This is a genomic window from Nocardioides nitrophenolicus, assembly GCF_016907515.1.
Taxonomy (GTDB): Bacteria; Actinomycetota; Actinomycetes; order Propionibacteriales; family Nocardioidaceae; genus Nocardioides; species Nocardioides nitrophenolicus.
Window position 1 is genome coordinate 1968121 of record NZ_JAFBBY010000001.1, and the last position, 14855, is coordinate 1982975.

The 14855-nt window shown below is 72.9% G+C and carries 13 protein-coding genes; 3 read left to right on the top strand and 10 right to left on the bottom strand.

Annotated features, from left to right (window positions below; translation table 11 throughout):
- Window positions 1-9 precede the first annotated feature (9 nt).
- Complete coding sequence (locus JOD66_RS09690) at window positions 10-1203, bottom strand: ROK family protein (protein WP_204836669.1); 1194 nt, start codon at window positions 1201-1203, stop codon at window positions 10-12.
- Between the two features lie 90 nt (window positions 1204-1293).
- Between JOD66_RS09690 and zwf the strand changes: the two genes are divergently transcribed.
- Genes zwf through eda form a run of 3 tightly spaced genes read left to right on the top strand, consistent with a single transcriptional unit; the run spans window position 1294 to window position 5199 of the window.
- Entirely contained in the window at window positions 1294-2757 is a 1464-nt protein-coding gene (gene zwf, locus JOD66_RS09695) for a glucose-6-phosphate dehydrogenase (protein ID WP_204836670.1), read from the top strand.
- Window positions 2754-4601 (top strand): phosphogluconate dehydratase, encoded by a 1848-nt coding sequence (gene edd / locus JOD66_RS09700; RefSeq protein ID WP_239545165.1) that lies wholly within the window; start codon window positions 2754-2756, stop codon window positions 4599-4601. Before zwf ends, edd begins: the two co-directional genes overlap by 4 nt.
- Complete coding sequence (gene eda / locus JOD66_RS09705) at window positions 4588-5199, top strand: bifunctional 4-hydroxy-2-oxoglutarate aldolase/2-dehydro-3-deoxy-phosphogluconate aldolase (RefSeq protein WP_239545167.1); 612 nt, start codon at window positions 4588-4590, stop codon at window positions 5197-5199. Before edd ends, eda begins: the two co-directional genes overlap by 14 nt.
- Window positions 5200-5278: 79 nt before the next feature.
- Here eda and JOD66_RS09710 read toward each other — a convergent pair whose 3' ends face one another.
- The 9 genes from JOD66_RS09710 to JOD66_RS09750 form a co-directional block, all read right to left on the bottom strand.
- Complete coding sequence (locus tag JOD66_RS09710) at window positions 5279-5854, bottom strand: TIGR03086 family metal-binding protein (RefSeq protein ID WP_204836671.1); 576 nt, start codon at window positions 5852-5854, stop codon at window positions 5279-5281.
- Between the two features lie 30 nt (window positions 5855-5884).
- Complete coding sequence (locus tag JOD66_RS09715) at window positions 5885-6319, bottom strand: nucleoside deaminase (protein ID WP_205126319.1); 435 nt, start codon at window positions 6317-6319, stop codon at window positions 5885-5887.
- A gap of 29 nt (window positions 6320-6348) precedes the next feature.
- Entirely contained in the window at window positions 6349-6840 is a 492-nt protein-coding gene (locus JOD66_RS09720; RefSeq protein WP_204836672.1) for a tRNA adenosine deaminase-associated protein, read from the bottom strand.
- Window positions 6841-6895: 55 nt separating this feature from the next.
- Window positions 6896-8020: a Dyp-type peroxidase gene (locus JOD66_RS09725; RefSeq protein ID WP_204836673.1), complete on the bottom strand. Its 1125-nt coding sequence runs from the start codon at window positions 8018-8020 to the stop codon at window positions 6896-6898.
- Window positions 8017-8613, bottom strand: coding sequence for a class F sortase (locus JOD66_RS09730; protein WP_204836674.1), 597 nt, complete (start codon window positions 8611-8613; stop codon window positions 8017-8019). The genes JOD66_RS09725 and JOD66_RS09730 overlap by 4 nt, the downstream gene beginning before the upstream one ends.
- Window positions 8610-9941 (bottom strand): right-handed parallel beta-helix repeat-containing protein, encoded by a 1332-nt coding sequence (locus JOD66_RS09735; RefSeq protein ID WP_204836675.1) that lies wholly within the window; start codon window positions 9939-9941, stop codon window positions 8610-8612. Before JOD66_RS09735 ends, JOD66_RS09730 begins: the two co-directional genes overlap by 4 nt.
- A complete protein-coding gene (locus JOD66_RS09740; RefSeq protein WP_204836676.1) occupies window positions 9941-10633 on the bottom strand; it encodes a hypothetical protein in 693 nt (230 codons plus the stop codon). Before JOD66_RS09740 ends, JOD66_RS09735 begins: the two co-directional genes overlap by 1 nt.
- Before the next feature lie 35 nt (window positions 10634-10668).
- Window positions 10669-13872, bottom strand: coding sequence for an SdrD B-like domain-containing protein (locus tag JOD66_RS29455; RefSeq protein ID WP_204836677.1), 3204 nt, complete (start codon window positions 13870-13872; stop codon window positions 10669-10671).
- Between the two features lie 202 nt (window positions 13873-14074).
- On the bottom strand, window positions 14075-14776 hold the full coding sequence (locus tag JOD66_RS09750) for a response regulator transcription factor (RefSeq protein WP_204836678.1): 702 nt from the start codon (window positions 14774-14776) through the stop codon (window positions 14075-14077).
- Window positions 14777-14855 lie beyond the last annotated feature (79 nt).

Consider the following 14855-nt stretch of genomic DNA (forward strand, 5'->3'; position numbering starts at 1 on the left):
CAGACCGGCTCAGGCCTCGGCCCGGCGGCGCAGCCGGGCGTCGACGGCGGCCGGGCTGAGCACCTCGTCGAGCGCCAGTGCGGCGCACCCGACCAGGCCGGCCCGGTCGCCGTAGGTCGCCGGGAGGAACTGCAGCTCGCGGGTCGCCAACGCCGAGGAGCGCGCATAGACCGCCTCGCGTACGCCGGCCGCGTAGACGTCGTACGCCGCGGCCATGTCGCCGCCGAGGACGACCGCGCGCGGGTTGAGCAGGTTGATGGCGACGGCGAGCAGCTCGCCGACCATCCGGCCGCTCTCGCGCAGCAGCTGCTTGGCCTCGGGGTCGCCGGCGAGGGCGTGGGCGACCAGGTCGCGGACGTGCTCGACCTCGCGGCCCTCCTCGCGCAGCCGCGCCACGAGCGCCCAGCCGGCGGCGATGGTCTCGAGGCAGCCGACGTCGCCGCACCGGCAGGGTCGGCCGGCGGCCTCCGGGACCTTGGTGTGGCCGAGGTCCCCGGCGGCGCCGAGCGCGCCGGAGACGATCCGCCCGTCGGCGACGACGCCGAGCCCGAGGCCGGTCGAGGCCTTGAGCACGAGCAGGTCGCGGGCCTGGGCGGCGTGACCGAGGTACTCGGAGCGGGCCAGGATGTCGGCGTCGTTGGCCAGGAAGAGCGGCGCGTCGCCCGCGACGGCGGTGAGGTACGGCGCCAGCGGGATGCCGTCCCAGCCGGCGATGACCGGGGTGTCGACGCTGACGCCGCGCTCGGTGTCGACGGCGCCGGGCAGCGACAGGCCGATGCCCAGCACGGGAGGGGTCCCGGGGCCGGTCAGCCGGGCGAGCTGGTCGGCGACGCCGGGCATGACCAGGTCGGGGCCGGCGCCGACCTCGTGGTCGACGGCCGACGCGGCGAGCTCGGTCCCGGCGAGGTCGAAGACCGCGACCTGGGAGCGCGAGCGACCGATGGCGACCGCGAGCACGCAGCCGGCGTCGGCGGCGAGGGCGAGGCTGCCGGGCGGGCGACCGCCGGTGGAGGCGAGGTCCGCGCCGAGCCGGAGCAGCCCGGCCTCACCGAGCGCGCTCACCCGGGCGACCACGGCGGTCCGCGAGAGCCCGGTGAGCCGGGTCAGGTCGGCGCGGGTCGCGGCCCGTCCCGCACGCACCAGCGCGAACAGCTCACCCGCCGTCGCCGTGTCGCGGCCGACCGGCTGCCGCACCTCCGTCATGCCTCCAGACTCTAAACCCTGGCTACTTTGTTCCGAGAAAGTCATAAGTATGACTTCCGGTAGACACTCTTGCGCACTACCGTTGCTCCGGTGACCGCACCCGACCTCGTGCTTCCCCCCAGCGACTTCACCGTCTTCGGCGGCACCGGCGACCTCGCCCTGCGCAAGCTGCTGCCCGGCCTCTACGAGCAGGAGCGCCGCCGCCAGCTCCCCGCCGGCACCCGGATCATCGGCGTCTCCCGCACCCCGCTCGACGACGCTGGCTACCGCGACCTCGTCACCCGCGCGCTCTTCGAGCACGTGGCCGAGGACCACCTCGAGGTCGGCGCCCTGCACCGGCTCACCGCCCGCCTGCACCACCTCACCCTCGACATCGGCTCCGCCGACGACTGGGACCGGCTGCACGGCCTGCTCAAGGACCGCCCGGCCGACGAGGAGGCGACCCGGATCCACTACCTGGCCGTGGGCTCCGACCTGTTCGGCACCATCTGCGACCGCCTCGACGACCTCGGCCTGGTCACCCCGCGCTGCCGGGTGGTGCTCGAGAAGCCGATCGGCGCCGACCTCGCCTCCTCGCGCGAGGTCAACGACGCCGTCGGCCGGGTCTTCGAGGAGCGGCAGATCTTCCGGATCGACCACTACCTCGGCAAGGAGAGCGTGCAGAACCTGCTCGTCACGCGTTTCGCCAACGTCTTCCTCGAGCCGATCTGGAACTCCCGCTGGGTCGACCACGTGCAGATCACGGTCGCCGAGACCCTCGGCGTCGAGGAGCGCGGCGACTACTACGACCGGGCCGGCGCGCTGCGCGACATGGTGCAGAACCACCTGCTGCAGCTGCTCTGCCTGGTCGCCATGGAGCCGCCGTCGTACGTCGGCGGGGACGCCCACGACGCGGTCCGCGACGAGAAGCTCAAGGTGCTGCGCGCCCTCGCGCCGCTCACCGGCGCCGAGGTCGACCGGGCGACGGTGCGCGGCCAGTACACGACGTACGGCGAGGAGCTGGGACACCCCAGCACGACCGAGACCTTCGTGGCGCTGCGGGCCGAGGTGCAGAACTGGCGGTGGTCGGGCGTGCCCTTCTACCTGCGCACCGGCAAGCGGCTGGCCCGGCAGGAGTCCACGATCGAGGTGGTGTTCAAGGAGCCGCCGCACGCGATGTTCCCCGACAGCGAGGGCGTCACGACGCCCAACCGGCTGACCATCCGGATGCAGCCCGACGAGGGCATGCAGCTGCACCTCACCGCCAAGCACCCCGGGCCGGGCGGGATCCGGCTGCACCCCGCCTCCCTCGACCTGACCTGGGCCGACGCCTTCGACGAGCGCAGCCCCGAGCCGTACGAGCGCTTGCTTCGCGATGTGATGCGCGGTGTGCCCACCCTGTTCATGCGCCGCGACGAGGTGGAAGCCGCCTGGGGCTGGGTCGAGCCGATCCTCGAGCGGTGGCGGGAGGCCGCCGTCGAGCCAGTGCGCTATCACCCCGGCACCGAGGGACCGGCCGCTGCCGAGCGGCTGCTTGCTCGGGACGGCCGCTTCTGGCAGGAGGGCACCCGATGAGCACCCTGCACCCGGTGCTGGCCGCGGTCACCCAGCGACTCGTCGAGCGCAGTGCGGCCACCCGCTCGGCGTACGTCGACCGGGTGCGGGCCGCCGCGGTCCGCGGCCCCGCGCGCGGCCGGCTCGCCTGCGCCAACCTGGCGCACGGCTTCGCGGCCGCCGAGGGCGGCGCCAAGGCCGAGCTCGCGCGCGGGCAGAAGCCGAACCTGGCGATCGTGACGAGCTACAACGACATGCTCTCCGCCCACCAGCCGTACGGCGCCTACCCGCCCGTGCTCAAGGACGCGGTGATCCGGGCCGGCGGCCTCGCGCAGGTCGCCGGCGGCGTCCCGGCGATGTGCGACGGGATCACCCAGGGCCGCGACGGCATGCAGCTCTCGCTCTACAGCCGCGACGTGATCGCCATGTCGACCGCGATCGCGCTCTCCCACGACATGTTCGACGCGGCGCTGCTGCTCGGCGTCTGCGACAAGATCGTGCCGGGCCTGCTGATCGGCGCGCTGTCGTTCGGGCAGCTGCCGACCGTGTTCGTGCCGGCCGGGCCGATGACCTCCGGGCTGCCCAACGGCGAGAAGGCCCGCGTGCGCCAGGCGTACGCCGAGGGCAAGGCCGGGCGCGAGGAGCTGCTCGAGGCCGAGGCGGCGTCCTACCACTCGAAGGGCACCTGCACCTTCTACGGCACCGCCAACTCCAACCAGCTGCTGATGGAGGTGATGGGCCTGCACCTGCCGGGCTCGTCCTTCGTCAACCCCGACACCCCGCTGCGCGACGCGCTCACCCGCCAGGCCGCGGCGGTGGCCGTGCGCCGGGCCGCGACCGCCGCGCCGGGGATCGGCGAGCTCGTCGACGAGCGGGTGGTGCTCAACGCGTGCGTCGCGCTGCTGGCCAGCGGCGGGTCGACCAACCACACCCTGCACTTGGTCGCGATCGCCCGGGCCGCCGGGATCCTGCTCACCTGGGACGACCTCGCCGAGCTCTCGGCCGTCGTACCGCTGCTGGCGCGGGTATACCCCAACGGTGCGGCGGACGTGAACCACTTCCACGCCGCCGGCGGGATCGGGTTCCTGGTGCGCACCCTGCTCGACGCGGGCCTGCTGCACGAGGACGTCGAGACCATCGTGGGCCGGGGCCTGCGCCGCTACACCGAGGAGCCGGTGCTGGTCGACGGCGAGCTGTCGTGGCGCCCCGGGCCCGCCGAGAGCCTGGACCCGACCGTGCTGCGGCCCGCGACCGAGCCGTTCTCGGCCGACGGGGGCGTCAAGGTGGTCCGCGGGCCGCTCGGCACGGGCGTCGTGAAGACGTCGGCGGTCGCGGTGGAGCACCGGCTGGTGTCGGCGCCGGCGCGGGTGTTCGACGACCAGCACGACTTCCTCGCGGCCTTCGCCGCCGGCGAGCTCGACGGGATCGACCTGGTCGCGGTGATCCGGTACCAGGGACCGGCGGCCAACGGGATGCCGGAGCTGCACAAGCTGACCCCGGCCCTCGGCGTCCTGCAGGACCGGGGCCAGCGGGTCGCGATCGTCACCGACGGCCGGATGTCCGGCGCGTCCGGCAAGGTCCCCGCCGCCATCCACGTCACCCCGGAGGCCGCGCTCGGCGGCCCGCTGTCGCGGGTACGCGACGGCGACGTGATCACCCTCGACCCGGACGCCGGGACCCTGTCGATCGCCGCCGACCTGGCCGGCCGGCCCGCCGTGGGCGCGGCGCCGTCGGGCGCGGCCTGGGCCGGCACCGGTCGCGAGCTGTTCGCCGCCTTCCGCGCCACCGTCGGCCCGGCCGACGAGGGCGCGTCGATCTTCCCCGTCCCCGCTGCCGCCCCGGAGGTCTCCCTTGTCCGCGCTTGATCTGGTCCCCGTGCTGCCGGTGGTGGTGATCGACGACCCGGCGACCGCCGTACCGCTGGCCCGGGCGCTGGTCGACGGCGGCCTGCCCGCCCTCGAGCTCACCCTGCGCACCCCCGCCGCGCTCGAGGCGCTGCGCCGGATCGCGGCGGAGGTCCCCGAGATCGCGCTCGGTGCCGGGACCGTGGTCACTCCCGCCCAGGCCGAGGCGGCGGTCGCGGCCGGCGCCGGCTTCCTGGTCTCCCCCGGGTGCACGCCGGACCTGCTGGCGGCCCTGCGCGACACCGGCGTGCCCTTCCTCCCCGGCACCTCGACGGTGTCGGAGGTGATGGCCGTGCTGGAGGCGGGCGTGACGGAGATGAAGTTCTTCCCCGCGGAGGCGTCCGGCGGGACGGCGTACCTCAGGGCGGTGGCGGGTCCGCTCCCCCAGGCCCGGTTCTGCCCCACCGGCGGGATCCGGCCGGCGACGGCCCCCGACTACCTCGCGCTGCCCAATGTCGGCTGCGTCGGCGGCACCTGGCTCACCCCCGCTGACGCGATCGCCGCGGGCGACTGGGCGCGGATCAGCACGCTCGCCGGGGAGGCCGCCGCGCTGGGTTGAGTCCTGTGCCGCGCATCTGACGAATGGGCTCCCATTTCACGGATTCGGGAGCCCATTCGTCAGATGCGCGGCACAGGACTCAACCCCGGCGGCCGAGGAGGGCCAGCAGCTCCACGAGCGGCGTGGCGCCCTCGGGGACCGGGAGGACCGGCCCGAAGGCCGGGCCACGCTCGGCGGCCGCCTCCGGGGTGGAGAACGGGCGGGCGAAGCTCAGGCAGGCCGCAACGTCGGCGTCGGTGGCGGCGTACGGGCGGCCGAGCGCGGTGGCCAGGTCCCACCCGTGGACGACGACCTCGTTGAGGGCGACCGCGGCCGCGACGTCGCCGGGGAGGTCGACGCCGCCGGCCGCCGTCATGCCGTCGTACGCCGACGGCTCGCGCCAGGCCTGGGCGAGCAGGTCCAGGTCGTGCGCGATCCGGTCCCGCCAGCCCGGCTCCAGCCGCGAGGCGTCGCCGGTGCCGCCCTGCTCGGACCCGGGCACCGGCTCCTTGCGCGCGGCGCCGACGAAGGCGACGGCGAGACCGCCGACGTGGTCGACCAGGTCGCCGACGGTGTACGCCGGGCAGGGGGTCGGCCGGGTGAGCTGGTCGTCGGTGACCGAGCCGACCAGCTCACGCAGGGTGGCGGTGGCCGGTCCGAGATCGAGGATCGTCATGACAGCGCAGACCCGTCCCGGGCCCGGAACTCATCGGCGCTGGGTCGAGAAGAAGCCGTCGAGCAGCGCTGCCGACTCGGTGGCCAGCACGCCGGCCAGCACCTCGGGCCGGTGGTTCAGCCGGCGGTCGCGGACCACGTCCCACAGCGAGCCGACCGCGCCGGCCTTGTCGTCGTAGGCACCGAAGACAACCCGGTCGACCCGGGCGAGGACGGCGGCGCCGGCGCACATCGTGCACGGCTCGAGGGTGACGACCAGGGTGCAGCCGGTCAGCCGCCACTCGCCGCGGGCCACCGCCGCCCGGCGCAGGGCGACCACCTCGGCGTGACCGGTCGGGTCGGCGTCGCGCTCGCGCACGTTGTGGCCGGCGCCGAGCACGCTCCCCGTCTCGTCGACCACGACCGCGCCGATGGGCACGTCACCGGTGGCGAGCGCGGCGTGCGCCTCGGCCAGGGCGGCCCGCATCGGCTCCTCCCAGTGGCGCAGCGGTGCGCTCACGCGGAGGTCAGGCCGACGGCGTCGTCGAAGAGGTCGCCGAAGCCGAGGGCGCGGGCGATCTCGGAGAGCATCTCGTCGGGGTACAGCTCGTCGTCGTCGAGGATCGCGGCGAGGTCCATCGCGTCGACGCCGAGGTCGCTGAGCAGCTCCAGGTCGCCGGCGGGCTCGGGGTCGTCCTCGTCGTCGACCGGGGGCAGCCCGAGGTGCTCGACGACGACCGCCGCCACCTCCCACTCGGTCGCGGCGGTGATGTCGGACAGCAGCACCCGGGTCCGGGGTCCGGCGACCCGGACCACGACGAAGAAGTCCTCGTCGACGGCGACCAGTCCGACCGCGCCCCCGTCGCCCGGGAACCGACGCAGCGCGGCCGCGAGGGTGTCGACGTCGACGGCGTGGTCGGGCGACAGCTCGGCGACCTGCCACACGCCCTCCTCGCGGTAGGCGGCGACGGCGAAGTCGACGGACTCGATGGCCGAGCTGGCGGTCATGCGTCAAGCCTGACACGGGACCGGGCGCGGGGCCAGTGGGTTCTGCCCGCCGGGCTCAGCGAAACAGCGTCGACCCGAGCGGGCGGGTGGCGGAGTGCCCCGGCAGGACCAGGAAGGTGCCGGTGGCGGTGGTGGTGGCGAACTCCATCATCCGGTCGGACTCGTCGAGGCGCTGCATGGTGGCGGTGAACGCGCGCAGGGTGTTCTGGAAGCTGATGAACAGCAGCCCCGGTGACGGCTCGTCGATGGAGTAGGAGCGGCGCAGCATCATCGGTACGCCGACGTCGAGGGGGTGCGCCCGGCGCACGTGGGAGTCGGCCGGGATCAGGTACCTGCCGTCGGGCGTCTTGGCGGTGAGATTCGGGTCGCCCTTCCCCGACAGCGGGACCGAGCTGGCCCGCTCGCGGCCGACCGCGGCCTCCTGCTCGCCGGTCGACAGGGCGCGCCAGGCGTCGACGTCGATCCGGAACCGGCGGACCACCGCGATGGTGCCGCCCACGACCGGCTCCGGGCCGGCCAGCCACACCGACGCGTCGAGCTCGTCGGATCCCCGGGGCGCGATGATCCCGTCCTGGAAGCCCTGGACGTTGCGCGCGGCCCTGACCCCCTTGTCGGAGGTGTCCTCGGCGGCGCCGCGCCAGGCCCGCTGCGACCAGCGCAGGGTCGTCCGGTCCTCGAGGAGCGCCCGCACCGAGCTGACGGCCATCGACACGACGAGCGGGTCGGTGGCGCACACCTGCACCCACAGGTCGCCACCCCGGCCGTGCTCGGCGATCTCCTCGCGACCGAACTCGGGCAGCTCGCTCGCCCCGGGCAACCCGGGGTCGACGGCCGCGACCAGGCGCGGGCCCACCCCGACGGTGACGGTGAGGTCGCCGGGCGCGACGCCCTGGACGCCGGCGTCGGTCAGCTCGACGACGAGGGCGCCGAGGTCGCGCAGCAGCGGACCCGGTCCGCCCGCCCCGTCGACGACGTCGAGGACGAGCGAGACCAGCTGGGCCTGCGGCAGCGCGGGCCGGACGATGCCGGCCTGCTGGGCGCCGTTCGGGTCCACGGCCGGCGGGCCGGCGGCCGCCTCCGGTCCCGGCGCGGCCGGGTCCTCGCCCGCCCGGCACGCGGCCAGGCCGACGGCCGAGGCGACGCCGAGGCCCACCAGGCCACGGCGGGTGGTGCGGCTCATCCGTCGGAGACGGGCGTCGCGTACCAGATCGTGCGGTGCGTCCAGCGTCCCGGACCGAGCCGCTTGCCCGAGCACACCACGATCACCAGCTGCTCGGGCCCCCACCAGCGGAACGCCTTCTTGCGCGGGACCTTGGTCGCGCCGTACTTCTTGCGCTTGGTGACCTGGTAGCAGGCCGTCGCCGAGCCGGCGCCGTTGGCGAGCACCAGCCGGTCGCCCACGGCCAGCGAGCGCAGCAGCGCGTTGCCGAGCGCGGAGTCGTCGGGCCAGGTGTGCGCCGCCATGATCACGGTGCCCTCGCCCTCACCCGGCCGGACCTGCGGGTCGAGGCCCATCAGCCACTTGCCGCGCTTGGTGACCGGCGGCGTCCCGACAGCGCCCGACGGGGTACGACGCACGCGAACCACGCCGACGCTCCGGTCGATCGCCGGGATGCTGATCGACGCCGGGGAGAGCGGGCCGGCCGGCGTGGCGCAGGAGACGGCGGCGCGCACCCGCGGCTCGGGCGTGCGCGCGCTCGCGCCGGGGACGGCGGCCCCGGCCAGAGCGACGGTGAGCGCGGCGGCGACGGCGATACGACGGACGGGGCTCATGATGCCTCCCACAGCAGATCGGCGAACAGGGAACGCGGCGGCACCGGGATGCTCGCCAGGTCGGGCATGGCGACGGTGGCCGGCAGCGGGTCGGGCGCCTGCTCGACGTCGCTCATCCCGGGCTGGTCGGGGGGCATCGGCACCTCCAGGAAGCTGATGCCCGCGGGCGCGGGTGCGAAGGCCACCAGCGCGGCCGGGTCCGCGGCGGCGCCCTGGGTCGACGCGTCGCAGGCGGCACCGGCCAGGCCGGCGGGCAGCGTGCTGCTCCCCCGCTCCGGGCAGTTGCCGACCCCCGGCGTCGCGGACGAGGAGATGTCGGCGAAGTCGACCCGGTTGCCGTCGTACGCATTGCCGGTGAAGGTGTTGGCGAGCGCCGGCAGGTCGCTGTTGTGGGAGACGGCCACGCCGGTGCGGGGGTGTCCCTCGATCCGGTTGCGGACGAACTGGTTCTCGGTGCCGCCGGAGATCCCGATCCCGATCCCGAAGCCTCCGTCGGCCTGCGCCGGCGTCTGCGCGTGGGCGTTGTCGACGACCAGGTTGCCGGCCACCACGTCGCCCTTCTCGGGGATGAACGCCTCCTGGTAGTCGGACAGGAAGGTCATCCCGACCCGGTTGGAGCTGAACCGGTTGCCGACCACCATCATCGGCTCGGACGCGTTGGCGTTCTCGAAGCCGACGGCGTTGCGCTCGCCGACATTGCCGGTGACCAGGATGTCGCAGGCCCGGCACTGACCGACGTAGAAGCCGCTGTCGGCCGAGCCGCTGGCGTAGTTGTCGCGGATCACACCGTGCTGGGCGTTGAACGCGTAGATGCCGTACAGGCCGTTGTCGGCCGCGGTCACGTGGTCGATCTGGAAGCGCTGCAGCGGCGGGAACTCCTCGGGGTCGAAGTTCTCGTAGCCGTCGTCGGTGTTGGCGCGCGGTCCGTTGTCGTCGTGCAGCCCGGTCACCAGCACGCCGTAGAAGGTGTGGTTGCGCACGGTGAGGTTCTGCACCCGCACCCCGTCGGCGATGCCGACCACGCCCTGCGGACGCAGCCCATCGCCGTCGATGACGACGCCGTTGCGGTCCGTGCCGCGGACGGTGACGTCCGGGGTGCGGACCACCACGCTCTCCCGGTAGGTGCCGGGCGAGACCAGGACCAGGCCGCCCTCCGCGACCGCGTCGACCGCCTTCTGGATGGTCGCCGCGTCCTGGGGCACCCGCACGACGGCGGCGCCCTCGGCCGGGCCGCCAGGAGCGCCGGGCTCGTCGCCCGAGCCACAGGCGCTGAGGAGCGCGACCAGCAGGGCCGCGACCACCGCTGTCGCGAGAGCCGGTCGGATCATCACGCCCTCCTCAGGAAGCGCAGCACCTTGGCGGGGATCTCGTCGGGCGCCGGAGCCTCCTCGACCGTGAACACGGCCGGGTCCCCAGAGCCGATCCGGGCCTCCATCCGCTCCAGGTGGCCGGTGGCGTCGACCCAGTAGGTCGTCCTCGACTCGGTCTTCCCGTCCGCGGAGCCGGGACCCGTCATCACCCAGACCCGGTCCTCGCCCTTGCCCTCGGTACGCAGCAGACGGGCGCTGCTCTGCTGGAGCAGCACCGGGTTCTCCGGGCGGTCGTCGCCGAGCTGCAGCGCGAGGGCCAGCGCCACGTCGAGCGGCTGCGAGGAGTCCATGGCGCGCTGTGACCAGGCGGTGGCCTTCGGCACCTGCGCCGGGTCGTCACCACTCGCCGTACCGACCTGCTCGGCGCTCCACGCGATGACGCCCGAGGCGACCGGGTCGGAGGTCGCCGGGTCGGTCGCCTGGTAGCTGCCGTACGCCGCGTGCACCCGCAGGTCCACCAGTACGTCGGCGTCCATGTCGACGGTCCCCTGAGCCTTGATCTCGAGCCGGATCGTGCCGGCGGAGTAGTTGTTGAACCGGACCACCGCGAGCGCCTGCGCCTGCTCGTTCGTCAGCGGCCGCGGGCCGTCGTCCTGCTTGGTCGCTGCCTGCTGGCCACCGCAGGCGGCCAGGCAGACAGCAGCGGCCACGACGAGGAGTGCTCGCCGTGGCCGCTGCCGTGTCATCACTGCTGAACGGTCTCAGGAAGCTGTCGCGCACCCGTCGCCGGGGTACCCGCAACCGCGCCGGTCTTGGCGTGGAACTTGTCCTTGTCCTTCAGCTTCTCGCCCTTCGGACCCACACCCTTGATGGTGATCTTGTCCGCGTGCAGCGGAGCGTTGGCCTTGAGGGTGAGCTTGGCGGTGCAGTAGAAGGTGACGCCCGGCTTCCAGGTCTTCGGGTTCGCGCCGAAGCTGGCCTTCCAGGTCACCACACCCTTCTTGTTCGCCTTCGCGGTCGTGCCGTCCGGGAAGGTGCACTTGAAGTCGGTGATGTCGGCGCCCTTGAGCGTCTTGTCGCTCACCGTCACGTCGTGCACCGGAGCGGTGCCGACGTTCGTGGCGGGCATCTCGATCTTCCGGGTCTTGCCCGGCTTGAACGTCATCGCCGTCTTCTTGGTGTCGGCCTCGGTCCCGGTCTTCTTGTCCCGCTTGGTGATCACGATCTCCGGGTGATAGCCGGTGGTCGCGTAGTAGCGGTCCGCGTCGGTCACGGGAGCCGCGCCCTCGACCTTGAGCCCGGTGATCGGGTTGAACTGGTCGGCCACGACCTTGATCTCGTCACCGTGGTCCTGACCGGCCTCCAGGTTGACCGAGCCGACGCAGGGGAACGAGTCGCCCGGCTCGAAGATGCCACCCCAGGTCGTCCCCGTCGCCGGTCCACCCAGCGCCGAGAAGTCACAGGTCAGGCCGGTCATCGCCGGCTGGCCGAGCGTCTGGTCGGAGACCACCACGTTGCCGAGCGCGGCCGAGCCGTTGTTGGTGACGATCATCTTCACCGGCTGCGGACCGGTCATCCCGTCCGAGCCCGCCTGGTAGACCGTCGGCGAGGCCTGGTTGTTGGCGTGCGACAGCGCGCCACCCGGAGGCCCTGCCAGGCGACCGTCGTACTTGACGACATGGATCTTCGGGATCGGCGTGAAGCCGATGTCGAAGCTGTGGTCGTTCTGGCCCGGGTCGCCGGTGGTGACCGGAACCGTCGGGAAGCCGCCCACGAGCGTCGCCTTGCTGTCGCCCTCGTCCGTGCCGGACTTGGTCAGCTGCCAGACCGCGGGGTCGAGCGGGGCGCCCGGCTCGTAGTCGTCGGGGTTGTCCATCTTGATGACGTACTTCGAGTTGTAGGTCAGGCCCTCGACGTCACGGGAGTCGAAGTAGTACTCGCCCTTGTCGTTGGTCGTGGTCGTGGCGACCAGGTTGCCCTGCTCGTCGTAGAGGTTGACCGTGGCGCCCACCACCGGGAGCTCGCCCGGCTGCTGGTCGCCCGTGGCGGCGTCGTTGTACCAGACCCGGTTGCCGATCTGGATCGGCGCCAGGTCGCACAGCACGTCCATGTCGGCCAGGCCCTGGCCCTTGCCGTAGTTGGTGCCGAAGCCGCTGGCCTCGCCGATGGTCTGGCCGTGCACGGTGTCACCGGTGCCCCGGTTCTTGACGGTGATGGCCTGGGTGTTGATCGCCCCGCCACCGTCCATCTCGTCGATGATCAGGCCGACCTCGGCCCGGCTCATCGTCATGCCGGCGAAGGTGCCGTTCGGGTGGATCACGGTCGTGTCGTAGAACCAGGACGCGTTGGGCGTGGTCACCGCCACCCCACAGCCGCCGTCCACGTCGAGGACGTAGTTGCCGCCCTCGAGGCAGGCCTTGTTGAGGCCGCCGCCGACCTGGGTGTAGGGGTAGACCGCGGCGCCGCCGACGAGCTCGCGCTCCAGGTTGACGCCGCCCATGTCGCCGTTGCGGTCGCGGAAGGCCAGGTCCAGGTCGCCATTGGCCTCGACCACGATCTTGCCGAGCATCGGGGTCGAGACCGCGCTCTGGCCGTTGCCGCCACACCACAGCTGGGTGTTCCAGGCGTACCAGCCGGCGTTGCCCATGCAGTGGTAGCCGTCACCGGCGCGGGTGTAGGTGTTGAGCTGCTTGTTGATCGGCTGGCCGGTCAGCGCGTAGGTGTCCTCGTCGAAGGTGAGGACGACCGCGCGCATCGAGTCGGGACGCGGGTTGGCCGCGGTCGCCTCGGTCTCGCCTGAGCAGACGCCTCCGACGTACAGGGTGCCCTCGTCCTCGCCGAGACCCATCGGGCGCCAGTCGTCGGCCGTCGCACACGCCGGCGTGGGCTGCGGGATCGGGAAGGAGGTCAGCGCGACGGCCGCACCGGAGGTGTCGGTGGCGTCGTAGACGTAGACCTTCTTGTCGGCCATGTTGACGACGAAGAGCTTGGAGTAGTCGTCGCTCATCACGATGGCGCCGAGCGACTCCTTGCCGACGACCGCGGCGAACGCGGCGTCCTCGTCACCGCCGTCGGCGACGGTGGTGAAGTCGTGCGGCGTGGTGCCGGCGTTGGGCACCGTCGCGAACGCCTTGGTCGTGCCGGTCGCGGGGTCGGTGACGTAGATGCCGCCGGCGCCGAGCGGGCCGTAGGCGCCGTTGCGCTTGGCGTAGGCCGCCGAGAAGACGTTCTTCCGGATCCGGTCGTAGGCGATGCCGTAGACCGTGCCGGTGCCGGTGCCGGCCTCGGAGGTGGTCTCCGACTGGGCGATGTCCTCGTAGCTGACCGACGTGTAGTTCTTGAGGAACAGCGTGTCGCGCGGGCTGGTGTCGACCGAGTCGGAGTCGGCGTGGTTGAACATGCCGGGCTGGCAGGCGTTGGCGACCTGCGGGTTCGACTGGCAGTAGTCGCGCGGGCGCCAGAAGCCGGTGGTCACGGCGACGTCGCCGTCGGTCAGGTCGACGAACTCCTGGTTCGACGAGAGCCGGGTGGCGCTCGGGGTGTCCGCCGGGTCGTCGAACGAGGCGACGGCCGGCTCGAAGCGGGTCGGGTCGGGGTTGGCCACGTCGACGCGGTACTTGCCGCCCGTGAGCCGGGTGTCACCGGCGGGCAGCGTCGCGATGCCGTTGGCGTCGGTCACCAGGTTGGCGGTGGCGCCGAACGCGTCGGTCACCGTGACCGTGGCGCCGGCGAAGGGGAGGTCGATGACCGGGTCGTACTGGCCGTTGCCGCCCATGTCGCGGATGACGCGCACGGTCAGTGCGTCATCCGTGCTCGCGGCCTGCGCCGGGGCGGCGACCGGGCCGGTCGCGGTGAAGGTGACCGCGCCGGCCGCGACCGCGGCGAGCGCGGTCAGCCGGGCCACCGCTCGGCGCGGGAGCAGAGCGCGCCCAGAAGGTCCTGACGTCACGTCGAGTTCCTCGCTTCTCTGTTGGGGGGGAGGAAGAAAACACAGTGATCCCAAAGATCGCTACGGACGCTAGCGGCGAGACAGCGACCTACTCGGAAGATGCTTGAATCTGACTGAGAAATGTCCCCTGAACGGGTGACAGGAGATGGTGACGAATTCACCATCAATCGCATTTGACCCCCTTTCGGGGGTCAGGGCGAAATCAGCTCGCACCGGATTGTCCATCGAGGGGAGCGGGGCTCATCAGCCCGTCGCGGATCGCCTCCCGGTTGAGGTCGATCTTGGTCCGCACCGGACGCCCCACCTCCGCGTACTTGGCCTTCACCCGCTCCAGGTACTTCTTGACCGTGTCTCGCTTGACGCCGAGCGCGGCGGCGACCGCGTCGAGGGTCAGGCCGGACGCGTAGAGGACCAGGGCCCGCTCCTCCTGGTCGCTGAGCCGGGGCCGCTGGGCGTCGCCGGCCATCACGCTCGCCAGCTCCGGGGTGATCCACTGGCGGCGCCGGAGCACGGCCCACACCGCGGCGACGATGTCCTCCTCGGTGTCTCTCTTCCCCACGAAACCGGAGACTCCGGCACGGATCATGGCGCGCACGAGCGGCACCGAGGCCATCGCCGAGAGCACCAGGACGCGCATGCCGGATCGCACCAGCCGCTCGACGACGGCCGGGTCCGCGTCGCGGCCGCGGTCGACGACGAGGTCGAGCACGACCAGGTGCGGCAGCGACTGCGGCGTGCCGCCCGCCATCCAGGACACCAGCTCGTCGAGGGTCTCGACCGAGTGCACGACCCGCAGTCCGGCCTGCCGGGTGAGCAGCTCCTCGGTACGCAGCCGCTGCAACCGGTGGTCCTCGACGATCGCCACCCGCCAGTACGCCGGTCCGCCCTCCTGCACCTCGACCACGAACGCAGCCTCCTCACGCCTCACCATCGATCTCGAATTCCGTCTCCCGAGAAGCGGGACGGATCATGGCACGTCGCTA